Source organism: Pantoea sp. PSNIH1 (assembly GCF_007680655.1).
Taxonomy (GTDB): Bacteria; Pseudomonadota; Gammaproteobacteria; order Enterobacterales; family Enterobacteriaceae; genus Pantoea; species Pantoea eucrina.
The window spans coordinates 111,287-133,756 of record NZ_VEIP01000001.1; the positions used below are offsets into that span (position 1 = coordinate 111,287).

Sequence of the window (22,470 nt, forward strand, 5' to 3'; positions counted from 1 at the left end):
GGGGTATTGAGATGACATTAAAAGATATTGTCGTTGGCTTCGGCACGACAGTGCGCAGTATCTGGATGATCGGCATGCACGCCTTTGCCAAACGCGAAACGCAGATGTATCCGGAAGAGCCGGTCTATCTGCCGCCGCGCTATCGTGGTCGCATTGTGCTGACGCGCGATCCTGACGGTGAAGAGCGCTGCGTTGCCTGTAACCTCTGCGCAGTAGCCTGCCCGGTCGGCTGTATCTCGCTGCAGAAAGCAGAGACGCAGGATGGCCGCTGGTATCCGGAATTCTTTCGCATCAACTTTTCACGCTGCATTTTTTGTGGCCTGTGTGAAGAAGCCTGTCCGACCACTGCGATTCAGCTGACCCCTGATTTTGAGCTGGGTGAGTTTAAGCGTCAGGACCTGGTGTATGAGAAGCAGGATCTGCTGATCTCGGGACCCGGCAAATACCCGGAATACAACTTCTATCGTATGGCGGGTATGGCGATCGACGGAAAAGAGAAGGGCGACGCGGAAAACGAAGCCAAACCGATCGACGTCAAAGGGTTACTACCTTAAGGAGCCAGGTATGGAATTTGCGTTTTATCTTTGCGGACTGGTGGCGGTGCTGACGACGCTGCGCGTTATCACGCATACGAACCCGGTACACGCGCTGCTGTACCTGATTGTTTCGCTGCTGTCGATTGCCGGCGCGTTTTTTGCCATGGGTGCCTACTTTGCAGGCGCGCTGGAAATTATCGTATACGCCGGTGCCATTATGGTGCTGTTTGTGTTTGTGGTGATGATGCTTAATCTCGGCAAGCAGCAGCAGGAGCAGGAACGCGAGTGGCTTAAGCCCTCGCTCTGGGTGGGACCCGGCATCGTTTCAGCGCTGCTGCTGGTGGTGATGGTTTACGCTATTCTCACCGCCACCGATCAGGGTATTGATGGCACGGTTATCGATGCAAAAGCGGTCGGTATCAGCCTGTTTGGCCCGTATGTTCTGGCAGTTGAGCTGGCTTCAATGCTGCTGCTGGCAGGCCTGGTGGTGGCCTTCCATATCGGTCGCGACGATCGTCACGCTGAAGTGATGAGCCATCGCGTCACGGATGCGGCATCCAATAAGGAGGGACAGGCATGATCCCATTACAACATGGCCTGATTCTGGCTGCGGTGCTCTTTGTTCTCGGCCTGACCTCGCTGGTGCTGCGCCGTAATCTGCTCTTTATGCTGATTGGTCTGGAGATCATGATCAACGCCGCAGCGCTGGCGCTGGTGGTAGCGGGCAGCTATTGGGGACAGGCAGATGGGCAGGTGATGTATATCCTGGCAATCAGCCTTGCGGCAGCGGAAGCGAGTATTGGCCTGGCTCTGCTGCTGCAGCTCTATCGTCGTCGTCAGACGCTGAACATTGACACAGTGAGCGAGATGCGCGGATGAATCTTCTCTATTTAACTGTACTGTTTCCGCTAATTGGCTTTTTGCTGTTAGCGTTTTCCCGGGGCCGCTGGTCGGAGAACCTGTCAGCCGCTGTCGGAATGGGGTCGGTCGGTCTTTCAGCCCTGACCACGCTCTATGCGGGCATGGAGTTTTTCAGTCAGGGGCAACAGCCGTTTACGCAGGCATTGTGGACCTGGATGCAGGTTGGCAACTTTGACATTAAAGTGAACCTGGTGCTGGATGGCCTGTCGCTGACCATGCTCTCTGTCGTCACCGGCGTCGGCTTCTTTATCCATATGTTCGCCTCCTGGTATATGCGTGGTGAAGAGGGCTATTCGCGCTTCTTCGCCTATACCAACCTGTTTATCGCCAGCATGGTAGTACTGGTTCTGGCTGATAACCTGATGCTGATGTACCTCGGCTGGGAAGGGGTAGGGCTCTGCTCCTATCTGCTGATCGGCTTCTACTACAGCAATCCGGACAACGGCAAAGCGGCCATGAAAGCCTTTATCATCACCCGCGTGGGCGATGTGTTCCTGGCCTTTGCGCTGTTTATTCTCTACAACGAACTCGGCACGCTGAACTTCCGCGAGCTGATGGCGCTGGCACCGGCACACTTTGCCGCCGACAACAGCATGCTGCAGTGGGCGACCCTGATGCTGCTGGGTGGCGCGGTAGGTAAATCGGCTCAGCTGCCGCTGCAGACCTGGCTGGCGGATGCGATGGCGGGTCCGACGCCGGTTTCAGCGCTGATCCATGCGGCAACCATGGTAACGGCGGGCGTCTATCTGATCGCCCGTACCCACGGCCTGTTCCTGCTGACGCCTGACGTTCTGCACCTGGTGGGCATTGTCGGGGCTATCACGCTGGTACTGGCGGGCTTTGCTGCGCTGGTTCAGACCGATATCAAGCGCGTCCTGGCTTACTCAACCATGAGTCAGATTGGCTACATGTTTCTGGCGCTGGGCGTGCAGGCGTGGGATGCGGCGATTTTCCATCTGATGACGCACGCATTCTTTAAAGCGCTGCTGTTCCTCTCGTCTGGCTCCGTTATTCTGGCGTGCCATCATGAGCAGAACATCTTCAAAATGGGTGGCCTGCGCAAGAGTATTCCGCTGGTTTATGCCTGCTTCCTGGTGGGCGGTGCCGCGCTGGCTGCGCTGCCGCTTATTACCGCAGGCTTCTACAGTAAAGATGAGATCCTGTTTGGTGCGCTGGCTAATGGTCACATCAATCTGATGGTTGCCGGTCTGGTCGGGGCATTCCTTACCTCTATCTATACCTTCCGCATGATCTTTATCGTGTTCCACGGCGAAGAGAAGATCCACGCGCATGCCGGTAAAGGCATTACCCATCATCTGCCGCTGATTGTGCTGCTGATTCTCTCCACCTTCATTGGCGCGCTGATAACGCCTCCGCTGGCAGGCGTACTGCCGGAAAATGAATTTGGTGAAAACGGCAAAATGGCACTGGAGATCGCCTCAGGCTTGGTCGCTGTCAGCGGTATTCTGATTGCTGCTGCACTCTGGCTGGGCAAGCGTCAGCTGGTGACCCGCGTAGCCAACAGCGCACCGGGCCGCTTCTTCGGCACCTGGTGGTTTGCCGCGTGGGGCTTTGACTGGCTGTATGACAAAGTCTTTGTCAAACCCTATCTCGGTATCGCCTGGCTGCTGCAGCGCGATCCGCTGAACTCACTGATGAACCTGCCTGCGCTGCTGTCGCGTATTGGTAATAAAGGTCTGGTTGTCAGCGAGAACGGGTATCTGCGCTGGTATGTTGCCTCCATGAGTGTGGGTGCCGTTGTGGTGCTTGCCCTGATGCTGGTGATGTAAAGATTGATGGGCTTGGAAGAGAAGATGACAGAAACTGCTTCTCTTCCTGATAGCGAATGTGAAAATTGCCTGAATGACGAAGCGTAATCGGCGCAGCCCGTTTCGTTATCGCCAGCGCACAGCAACCGGAGCGTACTGATGTACGTAAGGATTGCAGGCACTGCCGGAAACGAAACGGGCAAGCAGGATAGCTCGAAACCAGGTTAAAAAAAGGGAAGTATGCCGTGCTATTACCTTGGCTAATAATAATACCTTTCGTCGGGGGCCTGCTCTGCTGGCTGGCTGAACGGCTTGGCGCAAAAGTACCACGCTGGATCGCCCTGATCACCATGGGGCTCACGCTGGCGCTTGGCCTGCAGCTGTGGCTGCAGGGGGGCTATTCGCTGACGCAGGCCAGCGGTCTGCCGCAGTGGCAATCAAGCTTTGATGTTGCGTGGATCCCGCGCTTTGGTATTCGCTTCCACCTGGCAATTGATGGTTTGTCACTGCTGATGGTGGTACTGACCGGTCTGCTGGGCCTGATGGCAGTCCTCTGCTCATGGAATGAGATTGAGAAGTATCAGGGCTTTTTCCACCTCAACCTGATGTGGATTCTGGGCGGCGTTATCGGCGTATTCCTTGCCATCGACATGTTCCTGTTCTTCTTCTTCTGGGAGATGATGCTGGTGCCGATGTATTTCCTCATCGCGCTCTGGGGACATAAAGCGTCGGATGGTAAAACCCGTATCACGGCGGCGACCAAGTTCTTTATTTACACCCAGGCGTCTGGTCTGGTGATGCTGATTGCGATTCTGGCGCTGGTGTTTGTGCACTACAATGCGACCGGCGTCTGGACCTTCAGCTATGAAGAACTGCTGAAAACGCCGATGTCACGCAATGTCGAATGGCTGCTGATGCTGGGCTTCTTCATCGCCTTTGCGGTGAAAATGCCGGTGGTGCCGCTTCATGGCTGGCTGCCCGATGCACACAGTCAGGCGCCGACTGCCGGCTCCGTCGATCTGGCCGGTATTCTGCTGAAAACCGCAGCCTATGGTCTGCTGCGCTTTAGCCTGCCGCTGTTTCCGAACGCTTCAGCTGAATTTGCACCGATTGCGATGTGGCTTGGCATTATCGGCATCTTCTATGGTGCCTGGATGGCGTTCTCGCAGACCGATATTAAACGTCTGATCGCCTATACCTCGATTTCGCACATGGGCTTTGTGCTGATCGCGATCTATACCGGCAGCCAGCTGGCCTTCCAGGGCGCGGTTATCCAGATGATTGCTCACGGTCTTTCAGCCGCGGCACTGTTTATTCTGTGCGGCCAGCTGTATGAACGTCTGCATACCCGCGATATGCGTCAGATGGGCGGTCTGTGGTCGCGAATCAAATGGATCCCGGGTCTGTCACTCTTTTTTGCGGTAGCGAATCTCGGCATGCCGGGGACCGGCAACTTTGTGGGCGAATTCATGATCCTGACCGGCAGCTTCCAGGTCGTGCCTGTGATTATCGTGATTGCCACCTTTGGGCTGGTGTTCGCCTCGGTCTACTCGCTGATCATGATGCAGCGTGCTTACTATGGCGAAGCGAAATCGAAAGAGCCGCTGCCGGGCATGTCAGTACGCGAATTTGCCACCATCGGCGTGCTGGTCGTGCTGCTGGTGCTGCTGGGTGTCTACCCGCAGCCGATTCTCGATACGTCCCATGCTGCGATGAGTAATATTCAGCAGTGGTTTACCGCTTCAATTTCAACTACAAGGCCGTAATTCGCCATGACAATAACTCCTCAACAATTGATCGCGCTACTGCCGCTGTTGATCGTCGGACTGACGGTGGTGGTGGTGATGCTGTCCATTGCGTGGCGACGCAACCACTTCGTTAATGCCACGCTGACCGTTATTGGCCTGAACCTTGCGCTGGTGTCGCTGTGGTTTGTTGGTCAGGCGGGCGCAATGGATGTCACGCCGCTGCTGCGCGTTGACGGCTACTCCATGTTTTATACCGCGCTGGTGATGCTGGCGAGTCTGGCGACCTGTACGTTCGCCTATCCCTGGCTGGCGGGCTTCCCGGATAACAAGGATGAGTTTTACCTGCTGGTGCTGATTGCCGCGCTGGGTGGCGTGGTGCTGGCAAGTGCCAACCATCTCGCCGCGCTGTTTATCGGTATTGAGCTGCTCTCCCTGCCGCTGTTTGGCCTGATTGGCTACGCCTTCCGGCAGAAACGTTCGCTGGAAGCGGCGCTGAAATACACCATTCTTTCTGCGGCCGCCTCGTCGTTTCTGCTGTTTGGTATTGCGCTGGTCTACGCCGATTCCGGCAGCCTGAGCTTTGTTCAGCTGGGTAACAGCCTGACCGACAGCATGATCCAGCAGCCGCTGCTGCTGGTGGGACTGGGAATGATGATTATCGGCCTGGGCTTTAAGCTGTCGCTGGTGCCGTTTCACCTCTGGACGCCGGACGTTTACCAGGGCGCGCCTGCACCGGTATCGACCTTCCTGGCAACCGCCAGCAAGATCGCTATCTTTGGTGTCATTATGCGCCTGTTTATGTACGCGCCGCTGACCGACAGCGAAGCGGTACGCACCGTGCTGGGGATTATCGCCTTTGTCTCTATCCTGGTGGGTAACCTGATGGCGATTTCGCAGAGCAACATTAAGCGTCTGCTCGGCTACTCCTCTATCGCTCATCTCGGCTATCTGCTGGTCGCGCTGATTGCGGTGAAAACGCATCAGCTGTCGCTGGAAACGGCTGGCGTCTACCTGGCGGGTTATCTGTTCAGTAGCCTGGGTGCGTTTGGCGTGGTCAGCCTGATGTCCAGCCCGTATCGCGGTCCGGATGCTGACTCGCTCTATTCCTATCGCGGCCTGTTCTGGCATCGTCCGGTACTCTCAGCGGTCATGACGGTGATGATGCTGTCGCTGGCGGGTATTCCGATGACGCTTGGCTTTATCGGTAAGTTTTACGTTATCGCATCCGGTGTGAATGCGCATCTCTGGTGGCTGACTGCTGCAGTCGTTGCCGGCAGCGCCATCGGCCTGTACTACTATCTGCGCGTAACGGTGAGCCTCTATCTCACCCCGCCAGAGCTGCATACGCGTGATACGCCTGCTAACTGGGCGTTTACCGCGGGTGGTGTGGTTGTCCTGATCTCCGCCATTCTGGTGCTGCTGCTGGGTGTTTATCCGCAGCCGCTCATCAGGCTGGTGCAGATGGCGCAACCGCTGATGTAACGATGCATTCTGCTGACGAAAATCAGGCCTCCGGGCCTGATTTTTTTTATCTGTATCGATGGCCGCTACCATCATGGTGTGACTTCGGCCGGCGGAGTAGTCTCAGAATATTGTCATTTGAAGAGGAGGATATCTGTGGAAATAGCATGGCTTGATTGCCACCACCAGGAACTGACGGCACAGCAACTCTATACGCTGCTGGCGCTGCGTAACCGGGTTTTTATTGTGGAGCAGCAGTGCCCCTATCAGGATCTGGATGGCCAGGATCTGGCTGCAGAAAATCGTCATATCCTCGGTTTTCTTGAAGGGAAGCTGCTGGCCTGCGCGCGCATACTGACACCCGCGCAGCCGGATAAGGCAGTCGTTGTGGGGCGGGTGATTGTCTCTGAAGAGGCGCGCGGGCTGAAGCTGGGCTACCGGCTGATGGAACAGGTGCTGAACAGCTGTGAAACGCACTGGCCCGGGCAGGCAATTTATCTGTCGGCGCAGGCGCACCTTGAGGGGTTTTATGGCCGGCTCGGTTTTCAGGCGGTCACTGCTGTTTACCTTGAAGATGAGATTCCGCATATCGGCATGCAGAAAATATAACGGCGAGGGAAGCCTCGCCGTTATCGTTATCAGCCCGGCGTCATCTGCCGGTCATCGGTATATTTACGCTGATCGGGCGGTGGCGGAAAATACTGGTAGAGCCAGGTTTCGCTCAGCGTCTCATCTTTGGTGCGCAGGAACAGGCGCATCTCCACAGGCGTGGTCGCATCGCTGTTCGGATACCAGTCAAACAGAATGCGATAACCGTTAATCGGTTCAACGTAGAGGATCTCTACCTGTTTAAACGTGCCTGATGAAACGGTAATGACCGGCTCAATGCCCCTGGCAGCGGCTGCTTTCAGGTCGCCATCAATGAAATCTACGGCAAAGCGGCGGCACCAGGTCTCCGGGAAATGTTCACCCGGCGCCCAGCCTTCGGGAAAACCGCCAATGCCGGTACGGGTCGCATCCACGCGCGCCAGATCGCTGCGCACCGGCGGCAGCTGGCTCCAGTAGAGCTTATAGCCAAAGTTCAGCTCGCTGCCCGCCTGAATCGGCTCCTCTGGCTGCCAGAAGCAGACCACGTTATCCAGCGTTTCCCCGGTGGTAGGGATCTCCATCAGATTAATCGCGCCTTTACCCCATTTGCCGGTTGGCTCGACCCACAGGCTCGGGCGTTTGTCGTACCAGCCAATCACATCCTGATAATTTTTAAAGTCGTGATCCAGCTGCAGCAGACCAAAGCCGCGCGGGTTTTCATCTTTATAGGCGTTGAACTGCAGGCGCTGCGGGTTATTAAGCGGACGGGCGATCCATTCACCGCTGCCGCTCCACATCGCCAGGCGATCGGAGTCATGGATCTGCGGATGGTAGGTGTTGCACATGCGGCGTTCGTTGGTACCGCAGCTGAACATACTGGTCATCGGCGCAATGCCGAGCTGACGAATCGCTTTACGTGTATAGAGGTGGTTTTCCACTTCCATCACCACGCGTTTCTCTTCACAGTGAATGGTGAATTTGTAGGCACCGGTCAGGCTGGCACCATCCAGCAGGGCATACACGACAAAGGTAGTGTCGTCTGCTTTTGGCGTTTCAAACCAGAACGCGGTGAAATCAGGAAACTCCTCCTGACCGTTGCTGAACGTGTTAACAGCAACGCCGCGGGCGGAGAGGCCATACTGATAGGTTTCATCCACGGCGCGGAAGTAGCTGGCCCCGAGGAAAGAGACGATATCACGCCGCGCCAGCTCCGGCTTTTTAAACGCGCGGAAACCGGCAAAGCCGAGATCGTTTTTACCCGCCAGCTGCTGCATGTCGACGCCGGCGTCATGATACTTAAACAGCTCCGGGCGAAAGTGGATTTCCCGTGCTTCGCGGCTGGCCGCATCAACAGAGAACATGCGGATACGCCGTTTAAATCCCATGCCGACGTGGAAAAACTGCACGTCCAGCTCGCGATCGGCGACGTTGTTCCACAGCGAGTGCTGAGCGTCATACTGAATTTCGTTGTACGCTTGCGGCGTAAGGGTCGCCAGCGTGTCAGGCAGCGCACCGGGCGCACCGCCCCAGGGCTTTTTCGCCAGCGCGGCGGCTTTCTGTTTCAATACATCAAAATCGAAGCGCACGGCTTTGCCGTCGGCGATGCCGTCATCGGCCCATGCAGATTGCGCAAACAGCGAGGAGAGCCCGGTCATGCCACTCAGGGCTGACAGAGCGACGGACGCTTTCACAAATTTTCTACGATTCATGCCGGAATTCTAATCCTTAGCTGCTCGGGTGTATTGTGTCTGTTTCCAGACGGTTAGCGTCGGGCTACAGGGGGTTACGACAGTGGCGCAATCAAAAAATTCACTCGCCGGAAAATTTATCAGATTAATCAAATAAACGAAGCAGATTCTCTGTCGCTCAGGGGTATCCGGCCTGTTTTTACAAAGCCGTCACGTTTTTACGGAGCGCACAGACGCAATTTCGGCCAGCAAAGTTATGATTTATGGCTATAGTTAATCGACACGTTATGAACACGGAGGAACCGCATAATGTCATCTTCAGACCAATTTGATAACCGTTATGAATCAGGTATTGACGACGATCTGGCGCTGTTAACTGAAACGCTTGAAGAAGTGCTGCGCGCGTCCGGCGATCCGGCCGATCAGAAGTATATTGAACTCAAACAAAAAGCTGAGCAGGCGCTGGAAGATGTGAAGAGCCGCGTCAGTCAGGCTTCGGACAGCTACTACTATCGTGCCAAACAGGCGGCCTATCGTGCCGATGATTACGTGCATGAAAAACCGTGGCAGGGCGTGGGTATTGGCGCTGCTGCAGGCCTGTTTGTAGGTTTACTGCTGGCCCGTCGTTAATACGCTGCCGGGCGCGCGCAACGCTGCGCCCGGCTTCGCCTGCCATACTTTCTTCGCTATTTACGATCTCTTTCCCGATTTCCCTTCCTGATGATTGTGTTTACCTCGCCTGCTTTCTACAGTAAAGCGTAACCAGGACAAGGAGAATGCAACGTGATACGTGTTGAGATGCTCGCCACGGGCGATGAAGTGCTGCATGGACAAATTGTGGATACCAACGCCGCCTGGCTGGCGGACGTGCTGTTTCAGCATGGCCTGCCGATGACCAGCCGCATGACCGTGGGTGATGCACTGCCGTCGCTGATTGATGCATTACAGAGCCGTAGCCAGGTGGCAGATGTGCTGATTGTTAACGGGGGACTGGGGCCGACCTCTGATGATTTGAGCGCGCAGGCCGCCGCGGCCGCCAGCGGTTGCGAGCTGGTGCTGCAGACAGAATGGCTGGCAAAAATGGAAGCCTGGTTTGCCAGTCGCGGTCGCGTGATGGCCGCCAGCAATCGCAAACAGGCTGAAATCCCGGCTAACGCCACGCTTATCGATAACCCGGTGGGTACCGCCTGTGGTTTCGCACTCCAGCTCAACCGCTGCTGGATTTTCTTTACGCCGGGCGTGCCGTCAGAATTCAAAGTGATGGTGGAGCAGGAGATTATTCCGCGCCTGAAAGCACGTTTTACCCTGCCTGAACCCCCGCTCTGCCTGCGCCTGACGACCTTTGGTCGCGGCGAGAGTGATATTGCGGCTGAGCTGGAGCCGCTGGCGCTGCCCGAAGGGGTGGTAATGGGTTACCGCTCTTCAATGCCGATTATCGAAATCAAGCTTACCGGGCCTGCCAGTGCGCGCGTGGCGATGGAGCAGGTCTGGCAGCAGGTAAAGCTGCTGCTGGCCGAATGTACGATTTTCGAAGGCACTGAAGGGCTGCCCGCGCTGCTGGCGCGTGAGCTGCAGCAGCGTGAGTTCCGCCTCGCCACCAGTGAGCAGTATACCGCCGGCTTTCTGCACTGGCAGCTGGCCGCTGCGGACGTGCCGCTAAGCGCTGGCGAAATCCTGGCGCCGCAGGCAGAAACACTTGAAGCACAGGTTGAGCGGACACGCGCGCTGGCGGCAGAGCAGGGCAGCGCTCTGGCGCTCTCTGTCGGTGAACTGGCCGAAGGAGAGATCGCGATTGCGCTGCAGACGCCGGAAGCGGGCTGGGGACAGCGGGTGAAGTTTTCACACGGTCGGCATAATCAGGAAACCCGGCAGAAAGTGGTGGCGATGATGGCAATGAACATGCTGCGTCGCTGGCTGCACGGCAGTGAAGTTTCAACCGGACACGGCTGGCTCGACATCCTGGAGACGGTAAAGCATTAAATATTTTATGCAGCAAGCATCAGCATGGGCAGAGGGGATGTTAAGCACGCCCGGATCGGCAAAACCCGCATCCCTGCGGGCCTCGGCACGCGGCATCCATGCCGCGTGACGTCCGGCTTAGCTTGACATCCCCTCTGCCCCTCAGCGCTGGTGCTGCGGTAAGCTGAAGTTTGCTGGCAGCAGTAGATATGCCTCAGGGGCGTGAGAGACGTTGCCGCTTGCAGCAGCCTCCGCGCCAGGACGGCGCGGCGGCAGGCTCCAGGGATGGATTCATGCCGGTGCAGCAAGGGGTAACGTCTCTGACGACTTACCTGAAGCTAATAGCGGGGAGATCTATCAGCAGAAATGGCGGTTACAGCTCAATCTCAATCTCGCCGCGAGCTTTACAGCAGCAGGGCAGGATTTCACCCTGCTGAATAAAAGCCAGCGGGGTTTCAGCGTAATCGACTTCGCCCCGTACCAGGCGCATACGGCAGGAGCCGCAGTAGCCTTCACGGCACTGAAACTCCACGCAGAGATTATGTGCCTCAAGCGTGGTCAGCAGATTAGGATGTTCATCTGCGCACTCCAGGCGGGAGCCTGAACTGCGCAGGATAACAACAGCGCGGCTCATGCTCAGAGCTGGAAATCGTTGAAGTCGTCTTCGCCTACTTCAGAGTCAATCTGACCCACCAGATAGGAGCTGACTTCTACTTCCTGCGGTGCTACCTGCACGTTATCAGACACCAGCCAGGAGTTGATCCATGGAATCGGGTTGGAGCGGGTCTGGAAGGGCAGATCGAGACCCACCGCCTGCATACGGATATTGGTGATGTACTCAATGTACTGGCACAGAATATCTTTATTCAGACCAATCATCGAGCCGCCGCTGAACAGATACTCTGCCCACTCTTTCTCCTGCAGTGCCGCCTTCTTAAACAGCTCGAAGCACTCTTCACGGCACTCCGCAGCAATCTCTTTCATCTCCGGATCGTCTTCACCGCTGCGCAGCAGGTTCAGCATATGCTGGGTGCCGGTCAGGTGCAGCGCTTCATCGCGCGCGATCAGCTTGATGATTTTGGCGTTGCCTTCCATCAGTTCACGTTCGGCAAAAGCGAATGAGCAGGCGAAGCTGACGTAAAAGCGAATCGCTTCCAGCGCGTTAACGCTCATCAGACAGATATAGAGCTGCTTTTTCAGCGCACGCAGGCTGACGGTGACTGATTTACCGGCAACCTGATGCGTGCCTTCGCCCAGCAGATGCCAGTAGTTGGTCATCTCAATCAGATCGTCGTAGTACTTTGAGATATCCTGCGCGCGCGCCAGAATCTGCTCGTTGGTGACGATATCATCAAACACCAGCGACGGATCGTTGACGATGTTGCGGATAATATGGGTGTAAGAGCGTGAGTGAATGGTCTCAGAAAACGCCCAGGTCTCAATCCAGGTTTCCAGCTCCGGGATAGAGATCAGCGGCAGCAGCGCGACGTTCGGGCTGCGGCCCTGGATAGAATCGAGCAGCGTCTGATACTTCAGGTTGCTGATGAAGATATGCTTTTCGTGATCCGGCAGTGCCTGGTAGTCGATGCGATCGCGTGAGACGTCGACCTCTTCCGGACGCCAGAAGAAAGAGAGCTGCTTCTCAATCAGCTTTTCAAAAATGTCATATTTCTGCTGATCGAAACGCGCCACGTTCACGGACTGGCCGAAGAACATCGGCTCTTTCAGCTGATCGTTTTTATTCTGTGAAAAAGTAGTATAAGCCATGACTAAGTCCAAAAAGTGAAGCGGGCTGGCAGCGCCAGCCCTGACATAATTACGCGTCGCCGGTCAGATTTTGCAGGCGCCGCTTTCGCAGCCATCATCCTGAATCGACGGGGCCAGATCGTCCTGTGCATCTTCTGCGCCGTCGCGGGTGTTTTGATAGTAGAGCGTCTTCACACCAAACTTATAGGCGGTAAGCAGATCTTTCAGCAGCTGTTTCATCGGTACTTTACCGTTGGCAAAGCGGCCCGGATCGTAGTTCGTGTTTGAGGAGATCGCCTGATCGATAAACTTCTGCATCACGCCAACCAGCTGCAGATAACCATCGTTAGAAGGCATTTCCCACAGCAGCTCATACTGATCTTTCAGACGCTCATACTCCGGTACCACCTGACGCAGGATGCCATCTTTAGACGCTTTAATACTGATGTGGCCGCGCGGCGGTTCAATACCGTTAGTGGCGTTAGAGATCTGCGAAGAGGTCTCTGACGGCATCAGGGCAGAGAGCGTGGAGTTACGCAGGCCGTGCGTGGTGATCGATTCACGCAGCGCTTCCCAGTCGAGATGCAGCGGCTCATTGCAGACGGCGTCCAGATCCTTTTTATAGGTATCAATCGGCAGAATACCCTGTGAATAGGTCGTCTCTTTAAACCACGGGCAGGCGCCTTGCTCTTTTGCCAGCTCATTTGATGCTTTCAGCAGATAGTACTGAATAGCCTCAAAGGTTTTGTGCGTCAGATTGTTAGCGCTGCCGTCAGAGTAGCGTACGCCGTGCTTCGCCAGGTAGTAAGCGTAGTTAATGACGCCAATACCCAGCGTACGGCGACCCATGGCACCACGCTGTGCTGCCGGAATCGGATAGTCCTGATAATCAAGCAGCGCATCGAGCGCGCGAACCGCCAGCACCGCCAGCTCTTCGAGGTCGTCGAGGCTGTTGATGGCACCGAGGTTGAAGGCGGAAAGCGTACAGAGCGCAATTTCGCCGTTCTCATCATTCACATCTTCAAGCGGCTTGGTTGGCAGCGCAATCTCAAGGCAGAGGTTGGACTGACGCACTGGCGCAATCGCCGGGTCAAACGGGCTATGGGTATTGCAGTGATCGACGTTCTGGATGTAGATACGACCGGTTGAGGCGCGCTCCTGCATCATCAGCGAGAAGAGATCGACCGCTTTTACGCGCTGCTTACGGATGCTCTCATCTTTCTCATATTTGGTGTAGAGACGTTCAAACTCCTCCTGATCGGCGAAGAACGCATCATACAGGCCCGGGACATCTGACGGGCTGAACAGGGTGATATCTTCGCCTTTCAGCAGGCGGGTATACATCAGCTTGTTGATCTGAACGCCGTAGTCCATGTGGCGCACGCGGTTACCTTCCACGCCACGGTTGTTTTTCAGCACCAGCAGGCTTTCCACTTCCAGATGCCACATCGGGTAGAACAGCGTCGCTGCACCGCCGCGCACGCCGCCCTGAGAGCACGATTTCACCGCCGTCTGGAAATGCTTATAGAACGGGATACAGCCGGTATGAAACGCTTCGCCGCCGCGGATCGGGCTGCCCAGCGCACGAATACGGCCTGCGTTAATACCGATGCCGGCGCGCTGTGACACATATTTCACGATAGCGCTGGAGGTGGCGTTGATAGAGTCCAGGCTGTCGCCGCACTCAATCAGAACGCAGGAGCTGAACTGACGGGTCGGGGTGCGCACGCCAGACATGATTGGCGTTGGCAGCGAGATCTTGAAGGTGGAGATCGCGTCATAAAAGCGCTTGATGTAGCTCATGCGCGTATCGCGTGGATAGTTTGAGAACAGGCAGGCTGCGACCAGGATATACAGGAACTGCGCGCTCTCATAGATCTCACCGCTGACGCGGTTCTGCACCAGATATTTTCCTTCCAGCTGCTTAACCGCAGCGTAAGAGAAGTTCATATCGCGCCAGTGATCGATGTAGCTGTCCATCAGCTCAAACTCTTCGGTGCTGTAATCTTCCAGCAGGTGGCGGTCATATTTGCCCAGCTCCACCATTTTCACGACCTGATCGTAAAGCTTCGGTGGCTCAAACTGGCCATAGGCTTTTTTACGCAGATGGAAGATAGCCAGACGTGCTGCCAGATACTGGTAATCTGGCGCATCGCGCGAAATCAGATCGGCTGCGGCTTTGATGATGGTTTCATGGATATCAGAGGTTCTGATGCCATCATAAAACTGAATGTGGGAGCGCAGTTCAACCTGAGAAACTGAAACATTGTTCAGCCCTTCAGCCGCCCAGTCGAGTACACGGTGAATTTTATCGAGATCAATGCGTTCCTGACGGCCATCGCGTTTGGTGACGAGCAGACTTTGGTTCATGTCGCGTGTTTACCTGTCCATGAAATAGGAAATTATCCCCTAACTATTCACAAGGTCTATGCACAAGCCGCTCGCTGTGAGTAAGCCTGTGGATAAACACTATATATAGGGGGTTCGGGAAGTTTTACTAACTATATGGTGAGTATTTTAGTCAGCATTCTTTGCTTAACAAGAGTTGATTTTTGGCAAAGAATCAGTCCTGGTAGCCGGGAAAAATCCTGGATCCGCGTGGCATAAGGCCTGGGTTAGCTGTCAACGGCTTCATACTTTTTTTTAATAGTATGACTGAGCGCGTAAATCTCAATCAAAGGCGCGGAACCCGTCATTAAGGCAGAGACGAAACGGAGAAGATCGGCTAGCGGGGATGAAGAAGAGAGGCGCGCTCCGCAGAGCGGGCCTCTGTTATCAGCGTGTTTCGCCTGCGGCATCAGCCTGAGCGTGGGTATGAATCATATAGTTCACGTCCACACCCGGTCCGAGACGGAACTTGTTGGTCAGCGGATTATAGTGCAGGCCAATCATGTGGCGTTCGCGCAGTGTGGTTTCGTCTACCCAGTCCAGTAATTCAGCCGGGCGGATAAACTTTTTGGCGTCATGCGTACCGCGCGGCAGCATGCGCAGCACATATTCGGCGCCGAAGATTGCCAGCAGCCAGGCTTTAGGATTGCGGTTTATCGTGGAGAAAAAGACCTCACCACCTGGTTTTACCAGACGGGCGCAGGCCATAACAACCGAGCGCGGATCGGGTACGTGCTCCAGCATCTCCATGCAGGTCACTACGTCATACTGGCCAGCATGGCTGTTCGCATGATCCTCTACCGTCTGCTGAATATAATCGACGCTGACGCCGTTCTCTTCAGCATGCAGACGCGCGACTGCCAGCGGTTCCGCGCCCATATCCAGCCCGGTTACGTCTGCGCCTTCACGCGCCATGCTCTCTGCCAGAATGCCGCCGCCGCAGCCGACATCGAGCACTTTTTTACCAAACAGGCCGTTGCTGTGCTGCGCAATCCAGCCCAGACGCAGCGGGTTAATACGGTGCAGCGGCTTAAATTCACCCTCCAGATCCCACCAGCGCGAAGCGACCGCTTCAAACTTGGCAATCTCGCTGTGATCGACGTTCTGACGGCTTTCCTGCGGTTGTTCACTCATTGAATAACGACTCCTGGCAAAATATCTTCTGAGTATAAACGCTTAAACGTCAGGTGGCATCTCTCAGCGTGAACGAAAAGCGCCAGAAAACCCCGCTTTACGTTCACCGTACGTAAGCAATGTGATATACTTTCGCACCTTTAAAATCCGGGATTAAGTAGAGGGATAGCGGCTCCATGAGCGACCTTGCGAGAGAAATTACACCGGTCAATATCGAAGAAGAGCTGAAAAACTCCTACCTCGATTACGCCATGTCGGTCATTGTTGGCCGAGCCTTACCCGATGTCCGTGATGGCCTGAAGCCGGTGCATCGCCGCGTGCTTTACGCCATGAGCGAACTGGGTAACGACTGGAATAAAGCCTATAAGAAATCTGCCCGTGTGGTAGGTGACGTTATCGGTAAGTATCACCCGCACGGTGACTCTGCTGTATACGAAAGTATTGTCCGTATGGCCCAGCCGTTCTCCCTGCGCTATATGTTGGTTGACGGTCAGGGTAACTTCGGTTCCGTTGATGGCGACTCCGCCGCAGCGATGCGTTATACCGAAGTCCGTATGGCGAAGATCTCCTCTGAGCTTCTGGCCGATCTGGAAAAAGAGACGGTCGACTTTGTGCCAAACTACGACGGCACCGAGCAGATCCCGGAAGTGCTGCCAACCAAAATTCCTAACCTGCTGGTAAACGGCTCCTCCGGTATCGCCGTGGGAATGGCAACGAACATTCCGCCGCATAACCTGACTGAAGTGATCAACGGCTGCCTCGCCTTTATCGATGATGAAAACATCAGCGTAGAAGGGCTGATGGAGCACATCACCGGTCCGGACTTCCCGACCGCAGCCTTTATCAATGGCCGTCGTGGTATTGAAGAGGCCTATCGTACCGGGCGCGGTAAAATCTACATTCGCGCGCGTGGCGAAATCGAAACCGATGCCAAAACCGGTCGCGAAACCATTATTGTCAATGAGATCCCGTATCAGGTTAACAAAGCGCGCCTGATTGAAAAAATTGCCGAGCTGGTTAAAGAGAAGCGCGTTGAAGGGATCAGCGGGCTGCGCGATGAGTCTGATAAAGACGGTATGCGCATTGTCATTGAAGTCAAACGCGACGCCGTGGGTGAAGTGGTTCTGAACAACCTCTATTCGCTGACGCAGCTGCAGGTCTCTTTCGGTATCAACATGGTGGCTCTGCATCAGGGTCAGCCGAAGATCATGCCGCTGAAAGATATCATCGAAGCCTTTGTGCGCCACCGTCGCGAAGTGGTGACGCGTCGCACCATCTTCGAACTGCGCAAAGCGCGCGATCGTGCCCATATCCTTGAAGGTCTGGCGATTGCGCTGGCGAATATCGATCCGATTATCGAGCAGATCCGTCGCGCGCCGACGCCAGCAGAAGCGAAGGGCGCTCTGCTGGCACAGGCGTGGGATCTCGGCAATGTTGCCGCCATGCTTGAGCGTGCCGGCGATGACGCTGCGCGGCCGGAGTGGCTGGAGCCTGAATTTGGTATTCGCGATGGCCGCTACTATCTTACCGAGCAGCAGGCTCAGGCGATTCTTGATCTGCGTCTGCAGAAACTGACCGGCCTTGAGCATGAGAAACTGCTTGATGAGTATAAAGAGCTGCTGGAGCAGATTGCCGGGCTGATTCACATTCTGCAGAGTGCTGACCGCCTGATGGAAGTGATCCGCGAAGAGCTGGAAGCGATGCGCGATCAGTTTGGCGATGCGCGCCGTACTGAGATCACCGCCAACAGCGCGGATATCAATATCGAAGATCTGATCAACCAGGAAGATGTGGTCGTCACCCTGTCGCACCAGGGCTACGTTAAGTATCAGCCGCTGTCAGATTATGAAGCGCAGCGCCGCGGCGGCAAGGGTAAATCAGCCGCACGTATCAAAGAAGAGGACTTCATTGATCGCCTGCTGGTAGCTAATACCCACGACACGATTCTCTGCTTCTCCAGCCGGGGTCGTCTCTACTGGATGAAGGTTTATCAGCTGCCGGAAGCGAGCCGTGGCGCACGCGGGCGTCCTATCGTCAACCTGCTGCCGCTGGAAGCTAACGAGCGCATTACCGCTATTCTGCCGGTGCGTGAGTATACCGAAGGCTTCAATATCTTTATGGCGACGGCCAGCGGCACGGTGAAGAAAACCGCGCTGCAGGAGTTCAGTCGTCCGCGCAGCGCCGGCATTATCGCCATCAACCTGCGTGAAGATGATGAGCTGATTGGCGTAGCGCTGACCAACGGCAATGATGAAGCGATGCTCTTCTCCGCTGGCGGTAAAGTTGTGCGCTTTGCTGAGAGTGCAGTGCGTGCCATGGGGCGTTCAGCCTCAGGCGTGCGCGGTATCAGGCTGGCAGAGAACGATAAAGTGGTGTCGCTGATTGTGCCGCGCGAAGAGGGCGCGATCCTCACCGTTACGCAGAATGGTTACGGTAAGCGTACGGCTAACAGCGAGTATCCGACGAAATCGCGTGCCACTCAGGGCGTTATCTCGATCAAAGTTACCGAGCGTAACGGACCGGTTATCGGTGCGGTACAGGTGGTAGACGGCGATCAGATTATGATGATCACCGATGCCGGCACGCTGGTACGCACCCGCGTATCGGAAGTCAGCGTGGTCGGCCGTAACACGCAGGGCGTGATCCTGATCCGCACCGCGGAAGATGAGAACGTGGTTGGCCTGCAGCGCGTGGCGGAGCCGGTTGAAGAAGAGGAGCTGGATGCCATCGACGGCAGCGTGGCGGAAGGCGAAGAGGATATCGCGCCGGAAGTCGACAGCGATGACGAGGCACCGGACGCAGAAGACGACGCATAATCGTCTGATGCACCTTATCAGCGGCAGGTCAGGGCAACCGACCTGCCGTTTTATTATCTGAGTTTTCGCCCCACACCTCTGCACCAACTGGCTTTTTCGCAGCGATAAAGCTAGTGTATGTGCACCTTTTTGGGTCCTGTTAACCGTTACCGCCAGTGAGCCTCTCTTGAAATATCTCGTCTCCTTTCGCACCACGCTTCGTATCTCGCGCTATCTTTTCCGGGCGCTGGCGCTGCTGCTCTGGTCGCTGGGTGCATTGCTGACCACCTTCTACATCATCAATGTGCTGCATGAAAAAGAGAACGGAATACGCCAGGAGTTCGCGACGAATTATGGTAAAGCAGAGTGGTACGTCCGGCACTCGGCTGACGTCATGCGGGAACTGAAGTACATCACGGAAAATCGTCTTAGCAGCAGCGCTAACGGGCTGGACATGCTCAACGCCATGCCCGCCGGTAAAAGCACGCTGCCGCAGTTTACGCCGCTCTTTTCCGACGGTGACTGCACCTCAATGAGCAACACCTGGCGCAACTCGCTCGACTCGCTCAGCTACTATATCAACTACTGGAAAAGCAATTTTGCTGCGGCCTATGAGCTGAATCGCGTGTTTTTTATCGGCGGTGAGAGCCAGTGCCTGGCTGATTTTACCATCGGCAGCAGCAATCCGTTAGACCGGGAACGCAGCATGAAGGCGCTGCGCGAACATGTGCTGCACTATCGCAACAGCAATGAGGAAGATCGGCGCAATCCGATGTACTGGATCACCGACAGCACGCAGCCCGGAAGCGGCAACTTCTATATGGTCGTCCCGGTTTACGTCGCCAACAAACTTCAGGCGCTGCTGGGCGTTGAGCAGAATATCCGGCTGGATGAATTTGTTCAGCCCGGCGGACTGCCGCTGGTGGCGACCATTACCGATGAAAATTACCGCCCGCTGCTAAGCAGCCGCCGCAGCGGACCCGGTTACGCGCTGGACGATCTGCCCGATGAGAGCACCTGGTTTGGCTACCTCGACAGCTACCGCCAGCTGGTGCTGAAAAAGCCGCTGCCGCCGTCAGATCTGAATATCATCTGGTCTCTGCCCACGTCGGTAATGGTGGATCAGCTGCGGCTGCTGCTGCTTAACGCGCTGCTGCTTAACATCTTCAGTGCGATTGTGCTTTTTACTCTGGCGTGGATATTTGAGCGCCGCATGTTCCTGCCGGCGGAAGATAACGCGCACCGGCTGGAGGAGCATGAGCAGTTCAACCGGAAAATTGTCGCGTCGGCACCGGTAGGGATTTGCATTCTGCGCACCAGCGATGGCACCAATATTCTGAGCAACGAACTGGCGCACAACTACCTTACGCTGCTGACGCAGGAGGATCGCCAGCGGCTTAATGAAATTATCAGCGGCCAGCAGGTGAATTTTGTTGATGTGCTGACCGGCAGCAATACCAACCTGCAGATCAGCTTTGTGCATTCGCGCTACCGCAATGAAAATGTGGCCATCTGCGTGCTGGTTGATGTCTCATCCCGCGTACGTATGGAGCAGTCGCTGCAGGAGATGGCGCACGCCGCTGAACAGGCGAGCCAGTCGAAATCGATGTTCCTCGCAACCGTCAGTCATGAACTGCGTACGCCACTCTACGGCATCATCGGTAACCTCGATCTGCTGCAGACCAAAAGCCTGCCCAAAGGGGTGGAGTCGCTGGTCACCGCCATGAACAACTCCTCCAGCCTGCTGCTGAAAATTATCAGCGACATTCTCGACTTCTCGAAGATAGAGTCAGAGCAGCTGAAAATTGAGCCGCGTCCTTTCTCACCGCGCGAGGTGATTAACCATATCACCAGCAACTATTTATCGCTGGTGGTGCGCAAGCGTCTTACGCTCTATGTCTTTATGGAAAACAACGTGCCGCTGGCGCTGGATGGCGATCCGCTGCGGCTGCAGCAGGTGATCTCCAACCTGCTTAATAACGCCATCAAATTTACCCATACCGGCTGCATTATTCTGCACGCCTACGTTAAAGAGGGCTATCTTGCCTTCCGCGTGCGCGATACCGGGGTCGGCATTCCTGCCAGAGAGGTGACGCGGCTGTTCGATCCTTTCTTCCAGGTTGGCTCCGGCGTGCAGCGCAACTTCCAGGGCACCGGGCTGGGACTCGCAATCTGCGAAAAACTGATCAACATGATGGATGGCGATATTGAGGTCGATTCTGAACCGGGAATGGGCAGCCAGTTTATCGTGCGTATTCCGATCTACGCCGGGCAGCAGCCGGCGCCGCCGCTGCTGGATGGCCTGCAGGAGAAAGCGATCTGGCTTGACCTGCGCAACGACTATCTCGCTGCGTTTCTGCTGCGCCTGCTGCAGCAGCAGGGACTGAAAGCGGCAGCCTGGCAGGGACAGGCAGAAAGCGATGATGTGGTGATAAGCGATCACGACGATTCACTGGCGCAGGCGGTGCGCGCGCGCATTCTGATCTGCGGTGAGCATATCGATATGCCGCAGGAGCGCTCGCCGGGCGTCTGGGTGCAGAGCAGCGCAACGCTGCACGACCTGCCGCTGCTGCTGGGTCGTATCTATCGCATCACGATTGACAGTGATACCACCACGCCGCTGCCGCCGCCTGCGGCAGAGAATGCGAGCAGCAATGAAGATATTACGATTCTGATTGTGGATGATCATCCCATCAACCGTATGCTGCTGTCGGAGCAGCTCGGTACGCTGGGCTATCAGACCAAAACGGCGCAGGATGGCGTTGATGCGCTTAACGTGCTGAGTCGCAATCATATCGACATCGTACTGAGCGACGTAAACATGCCGAATATGGATGGTTATCGCCTGACGCAGCGGCTGCGCCAGCTGGGGCACGTGTTCCCGGTGATTGGCGTAACGGCGAACGCGCTGGCGGAAGAGAAGCAGCGCTGTATGGATGCCGGTATGGATAACTGCCTGTCGAAACCGGTGACGCTGGATGAGCTGAAAGTCACTCTGGCGCGCTACGCTGCCCGCGTGCGTACCGGTCGTCAGGCGTAGGGCAGGGGATTAAACGAACGGGCGGCCTGCAGGCCGCCTGCAAAGATTAATCTTTGTCGATCTGCGTGGCGCTGACCGAGGAGAGGTAGTTCAGCAGTGCGATATCGTTATCCACACCCAGCTTCATCATGGCTGATTTCTTCTGGCTGCTGATGGTTTTGATACTGCGGTTCAGCTTCTTGGCAATCTCAGTGACGAGGAAACCTTCAGCAAAGAGACGCAGTACTTCACTCTCTTTCGGCGACAGACGCTTGTCACCGTAACCACCTGCGCTGATCTTCTCCAGCAGTTTGGCAACGCTTTCCGGCGTATATTTTTTGCCTTTCTGCAGTGCGGCCAGCGCTTTTGGCAGATCGGTCGGAGCGCCCTGTTTCAGCACAATCCCTTCAATATCGAGATCCAGAACGGCGCTCAGGATCGCCGGATTGTTATTCATGGTCAGAACAATGATCGAAAGATCGGGATAGTGACGCTTGATGTATTTGATCAGGGTAATGCCGTCGCCATACTTCTCGCCAGGCATTGAGAGATCGGTGATCAGAACATTCGCGTCCAGCTTGGAGAGGCTGTTGATCAGTGCTGTGGAGTCTTCAAACTCACCTACTACGTTAACCCATTCAATCTGTTCCAGAGACTTACGGATACCAAACAGAACAATGGGATGGTCGTCGGCAATAATTACGTTCAGGTTATTCAT

Annotated in this window: 17 protein-coding genes; 11 read left to right on the forward strand and 6 right to left on the reverse strand. The window is 55.7% G+C overall.

Annotated elements, in window-relative coordinates; all coding sequences use genetic code 11:
• Nucleotides 1-11 precede the first annotated feature (11 nt).
• From nuoI to FS690_RS00580, 7 genes are all read left to right on the forward strand, one after another.
• Nucleotides 12-554, forward strand: coding sequence for an NADH-quinone oxidoreductase subunit NuoI (gene nuoI, locus FS690_RS00550; RefSeq protein ID WP_039385566.1), 543 nt, complete (start codon nucleotides 12-14; stop codon nucleotides 552-554).
• Between the two features lie 10 nt (nucleotides 555-564).
• The gene (gene nuoJ, locus FS690_RS00555; protein ID WP_039385563.1) at nucleotides 565-1,116 is read left to right on the forward strand and encodes an NADH-quinone oxidoreductase subunit J; all 552 of its coding nucleotides are present in this window, start codon (nucleotides 565-567) and stop codon (nucleotides 1,114-1,116) included.
• The gene (gene nuoK / locus FS690_RS00560; RefSeq protein WP_013509877.1) at nucleotides 1,113-1,415 is read left to right on the forward strand and encodes an NADH-quinone oxidoreductase subunit NuoK; all 303 of its coding nucleotides are present in this window, start codon (nucleotides 1,113-1,115) and stop codon (nucleotides 1,413-1,415) included. The genes nuoJ and nuoK overlap by 4 nt, the downstream gene beginning before the upstream one ends.
• Entirely contained in the window at nucleotides 1,412-3,247 is a 1,836-nt protein-coding gene (gene nuoL, locus FS690_RS00565; protein WP_094111123.1) for an NADH-quinone oxidoreductase subunit L, read from the forward strand. The genes nuoK and nuoL overlap by 4 nt, the downstream gene beginning before the upstream one ends.
• A gap of 224 nt (nucleotides 3,248-3,471) precedes the next feature.
• Nucleotides 3,472-4,992 carry an NADH-quinone oxidoreductase subunit M gene (gene nuoM / locus FS690_RS00570; protein ID WP_039385553.1) on the forward strand — a complete coding sequence of 507 codons (1,521 nt, stop codon included), beginning with the start codon at nucleotides 3,472-3,474 and terminating at the stop codon, nucleotides 4,990-4,992.
• A 6-nt stretch (nucleotides 4,993-4,998) separates the two neighbouring features.
• On the forward strand, nucleotides 4,999-6,456 hold the full coding sequence (nuoN, locus tag FS690_RS00575) for an NADH-quinone oxidoreductase subunit NuoN (RefSeq protein ID WP_039385550.1): 1,458 nt from the start codon (nucleotides 4,999-5,001) through the stop codon (nucleotides 6,454-6,456).
• A gap of 135 nt (nucleotides 6,457-6,591) precedes the next feature.
• A complete protein-coding gene (locus FS690_RS00580; RefSeq protein ID WP_039385547.1) occupies nucleotides 6,592-7,044 on the forward strand; it encodes a GNAT family N-acetyltransferase in 453 nt (150 codons plus the stop codon).
• Nucleotides 7,045-7,073: 29 nt separating this feature from the next.
• On the opposite strand, the gene FS690_RS00585 is transcribed toward FS690_RS00580, so the two are convergent.
• Nucleotides 7,074-8,732, reverse strand: a complete 1,659-nt coding sequence (locus FS690_RS00585; RefSeq protein WP_145338920.1) for a glucan biosynthesis protein D — start codon at nucleotides 8,730-8,732, stop codon at nucleotides 7,074-7,076.
• A gap of 288 nt (nucleotides 8,733-9,020) precedes the next feature.
• Here FS690_RS00585 and elaB point away from each other — a divergent pair, with 288 nt between their 5' ends.
• Together elaB and FS690_RS00595 are read left to right on the forward strand one after the other, a co-directional pair.
• Nucleotides 9,021-9,341 (forward strand): stress response protein ElaB, encoded by a 321-nt coding sequence (gene elaB / locus FS690_RS00590; protein ID WP_039385541.1) that lies wholly within the window; start codon nucleotides 9,021-9,023, stop codon nucleotides 9,339-9,341.
• A gap of 153 nt (nucleotides 9,342-9,494) precedes the next feature.
• Nucleotides 9,495-10,691 carry a nicotinamide mononucleotide deamidase-related protein YfaY gene (locus FS690_RS00595; RefSeq protein ID WP_108569510.1) on the forward strand — a complete coding sequence of 399 codons (1,197 nt, stop codon included), beginning with the start codon at nucleotides 9,495-9,497 and terminating at the stop codon, nucleotides 10,689-10,691.
• A 352-nt stretch (nucleotides 10,692-11,043) separates the two neighbouring features.
• On the opposite strand, the gene yfaE is transcribed toward FS690_RS00595, so the two are convergent.
• From yfaE to ubiG, 4 genes are all read right to left on the reverse strand, one after another.
• Nucleotides 11,044-11,304, reverse strand: coding sequence for a class I ribonucleotide reductase maintenance protein YfaE (yfaE, locus tag FS690_RS00600; RefSeq protein ID WP_039385536.1), 261 nt, complete (start codon nucleotides 11,302-11,304; stop codon nucleotides 11,044-11,046).
• Nucleotides 11,305-11,306: 2 nt separating this feature from the next.
• The gene (gene nrdB / locus FS690_RS00605; protein ID WP_039385534.1) at nucleotides 11,307-12,437 is read right to left on the reverse strand and encodes a class Ia ribonucleoside-diphosphate reductase subunit beta; all 1,131 of its coding nucleotides are present in this window, start codon (nucleotides 12,435-12,437) and stop codon (nucleotides 11,307-11,309) included.
• Between the two features lie 63 nt (nucleotides 12,438-12,500).
• Nucleotides 12,501-14,786 carry a class 1a ribonucleoside-diphosphate reductase subunit alpha gene (gene nrdA / locus FS690_RS00610; protein ID WP_039385532.1) on the reverse strand — a complete coding sequence of 762 codons (2,286 nt, stop codon included), beginning with the start codon at nucleotides 14,784-14,786 and terminating at the stop codon, nucleotides 12,501-12,503.
• Between the two features lie 405 nt (nucleotides 14,787-15,191).
• The gene (ubiG, locus tag FS690_RS00615) at nucleotides 15,192-15,938 is read right to left on the reverse strand and encodes a bifunctional 2-polyprenyl-6-hydroxyphenol methylase/3-demethylubiquinol 3-O-methyltransferase UbiG (protein WP_039385530.1); all 747 of its coding nucleotides are present in this window, start codon (nucleotides 15,936-15,938) and stop codon (nucleotides 15,192-15,194) included.
• A 176-nt stretch (nucleotides 15,939-16,114) separates the two neighbouring features.
• On the opposite strand from ubiG, the gene gyrA reads away from it, so the two are divergent.
• Nucleotides 16,115-18,754: a DNA topoisomerase (ATP-hydrolyzing) subunit A gene (gene gyrA, locus FS690_RS00620; protein WP_039385529.1), complete on the forward strand. Its 2,640-nt coding sequence runs from the start codon at nucleotides 16,115-16,117 to the stop codon at nucleotides 18,752-18,754.
• A 166-nt stretch (nucleotides 18,755-18,920) separates the two neighbouring features.
• Complete coding sequence (rcsC, locus tag FS690_RS00625) at nucleotides 18,921-21,773, forward strand: two-component system sensor histidine kinase RcsC (RefSeq protein ID WP_113655374.1); 2,853 nt, start codon at nucleotides 18,921-18,923, stop codon at nucleotides 21,771-21,773.
• A gap of 46 nt (nucleotides 21,774-21,819) precedes the next feature.
• Here rcsC and rcsB read toward each other — a convergent pair whose 3' ends face one another.
• Nucleotides 21,820-22,470, reverse strand: a complete 651-nt coding sequence (gene rcsB, locus FS690_RS00630) for a response regulator transcription factor RcsB (RefSeq protein WP_033750421.1) — start codon at nucleotides 22,468-22,470, stop codon at nucleotides 21,820-21,822.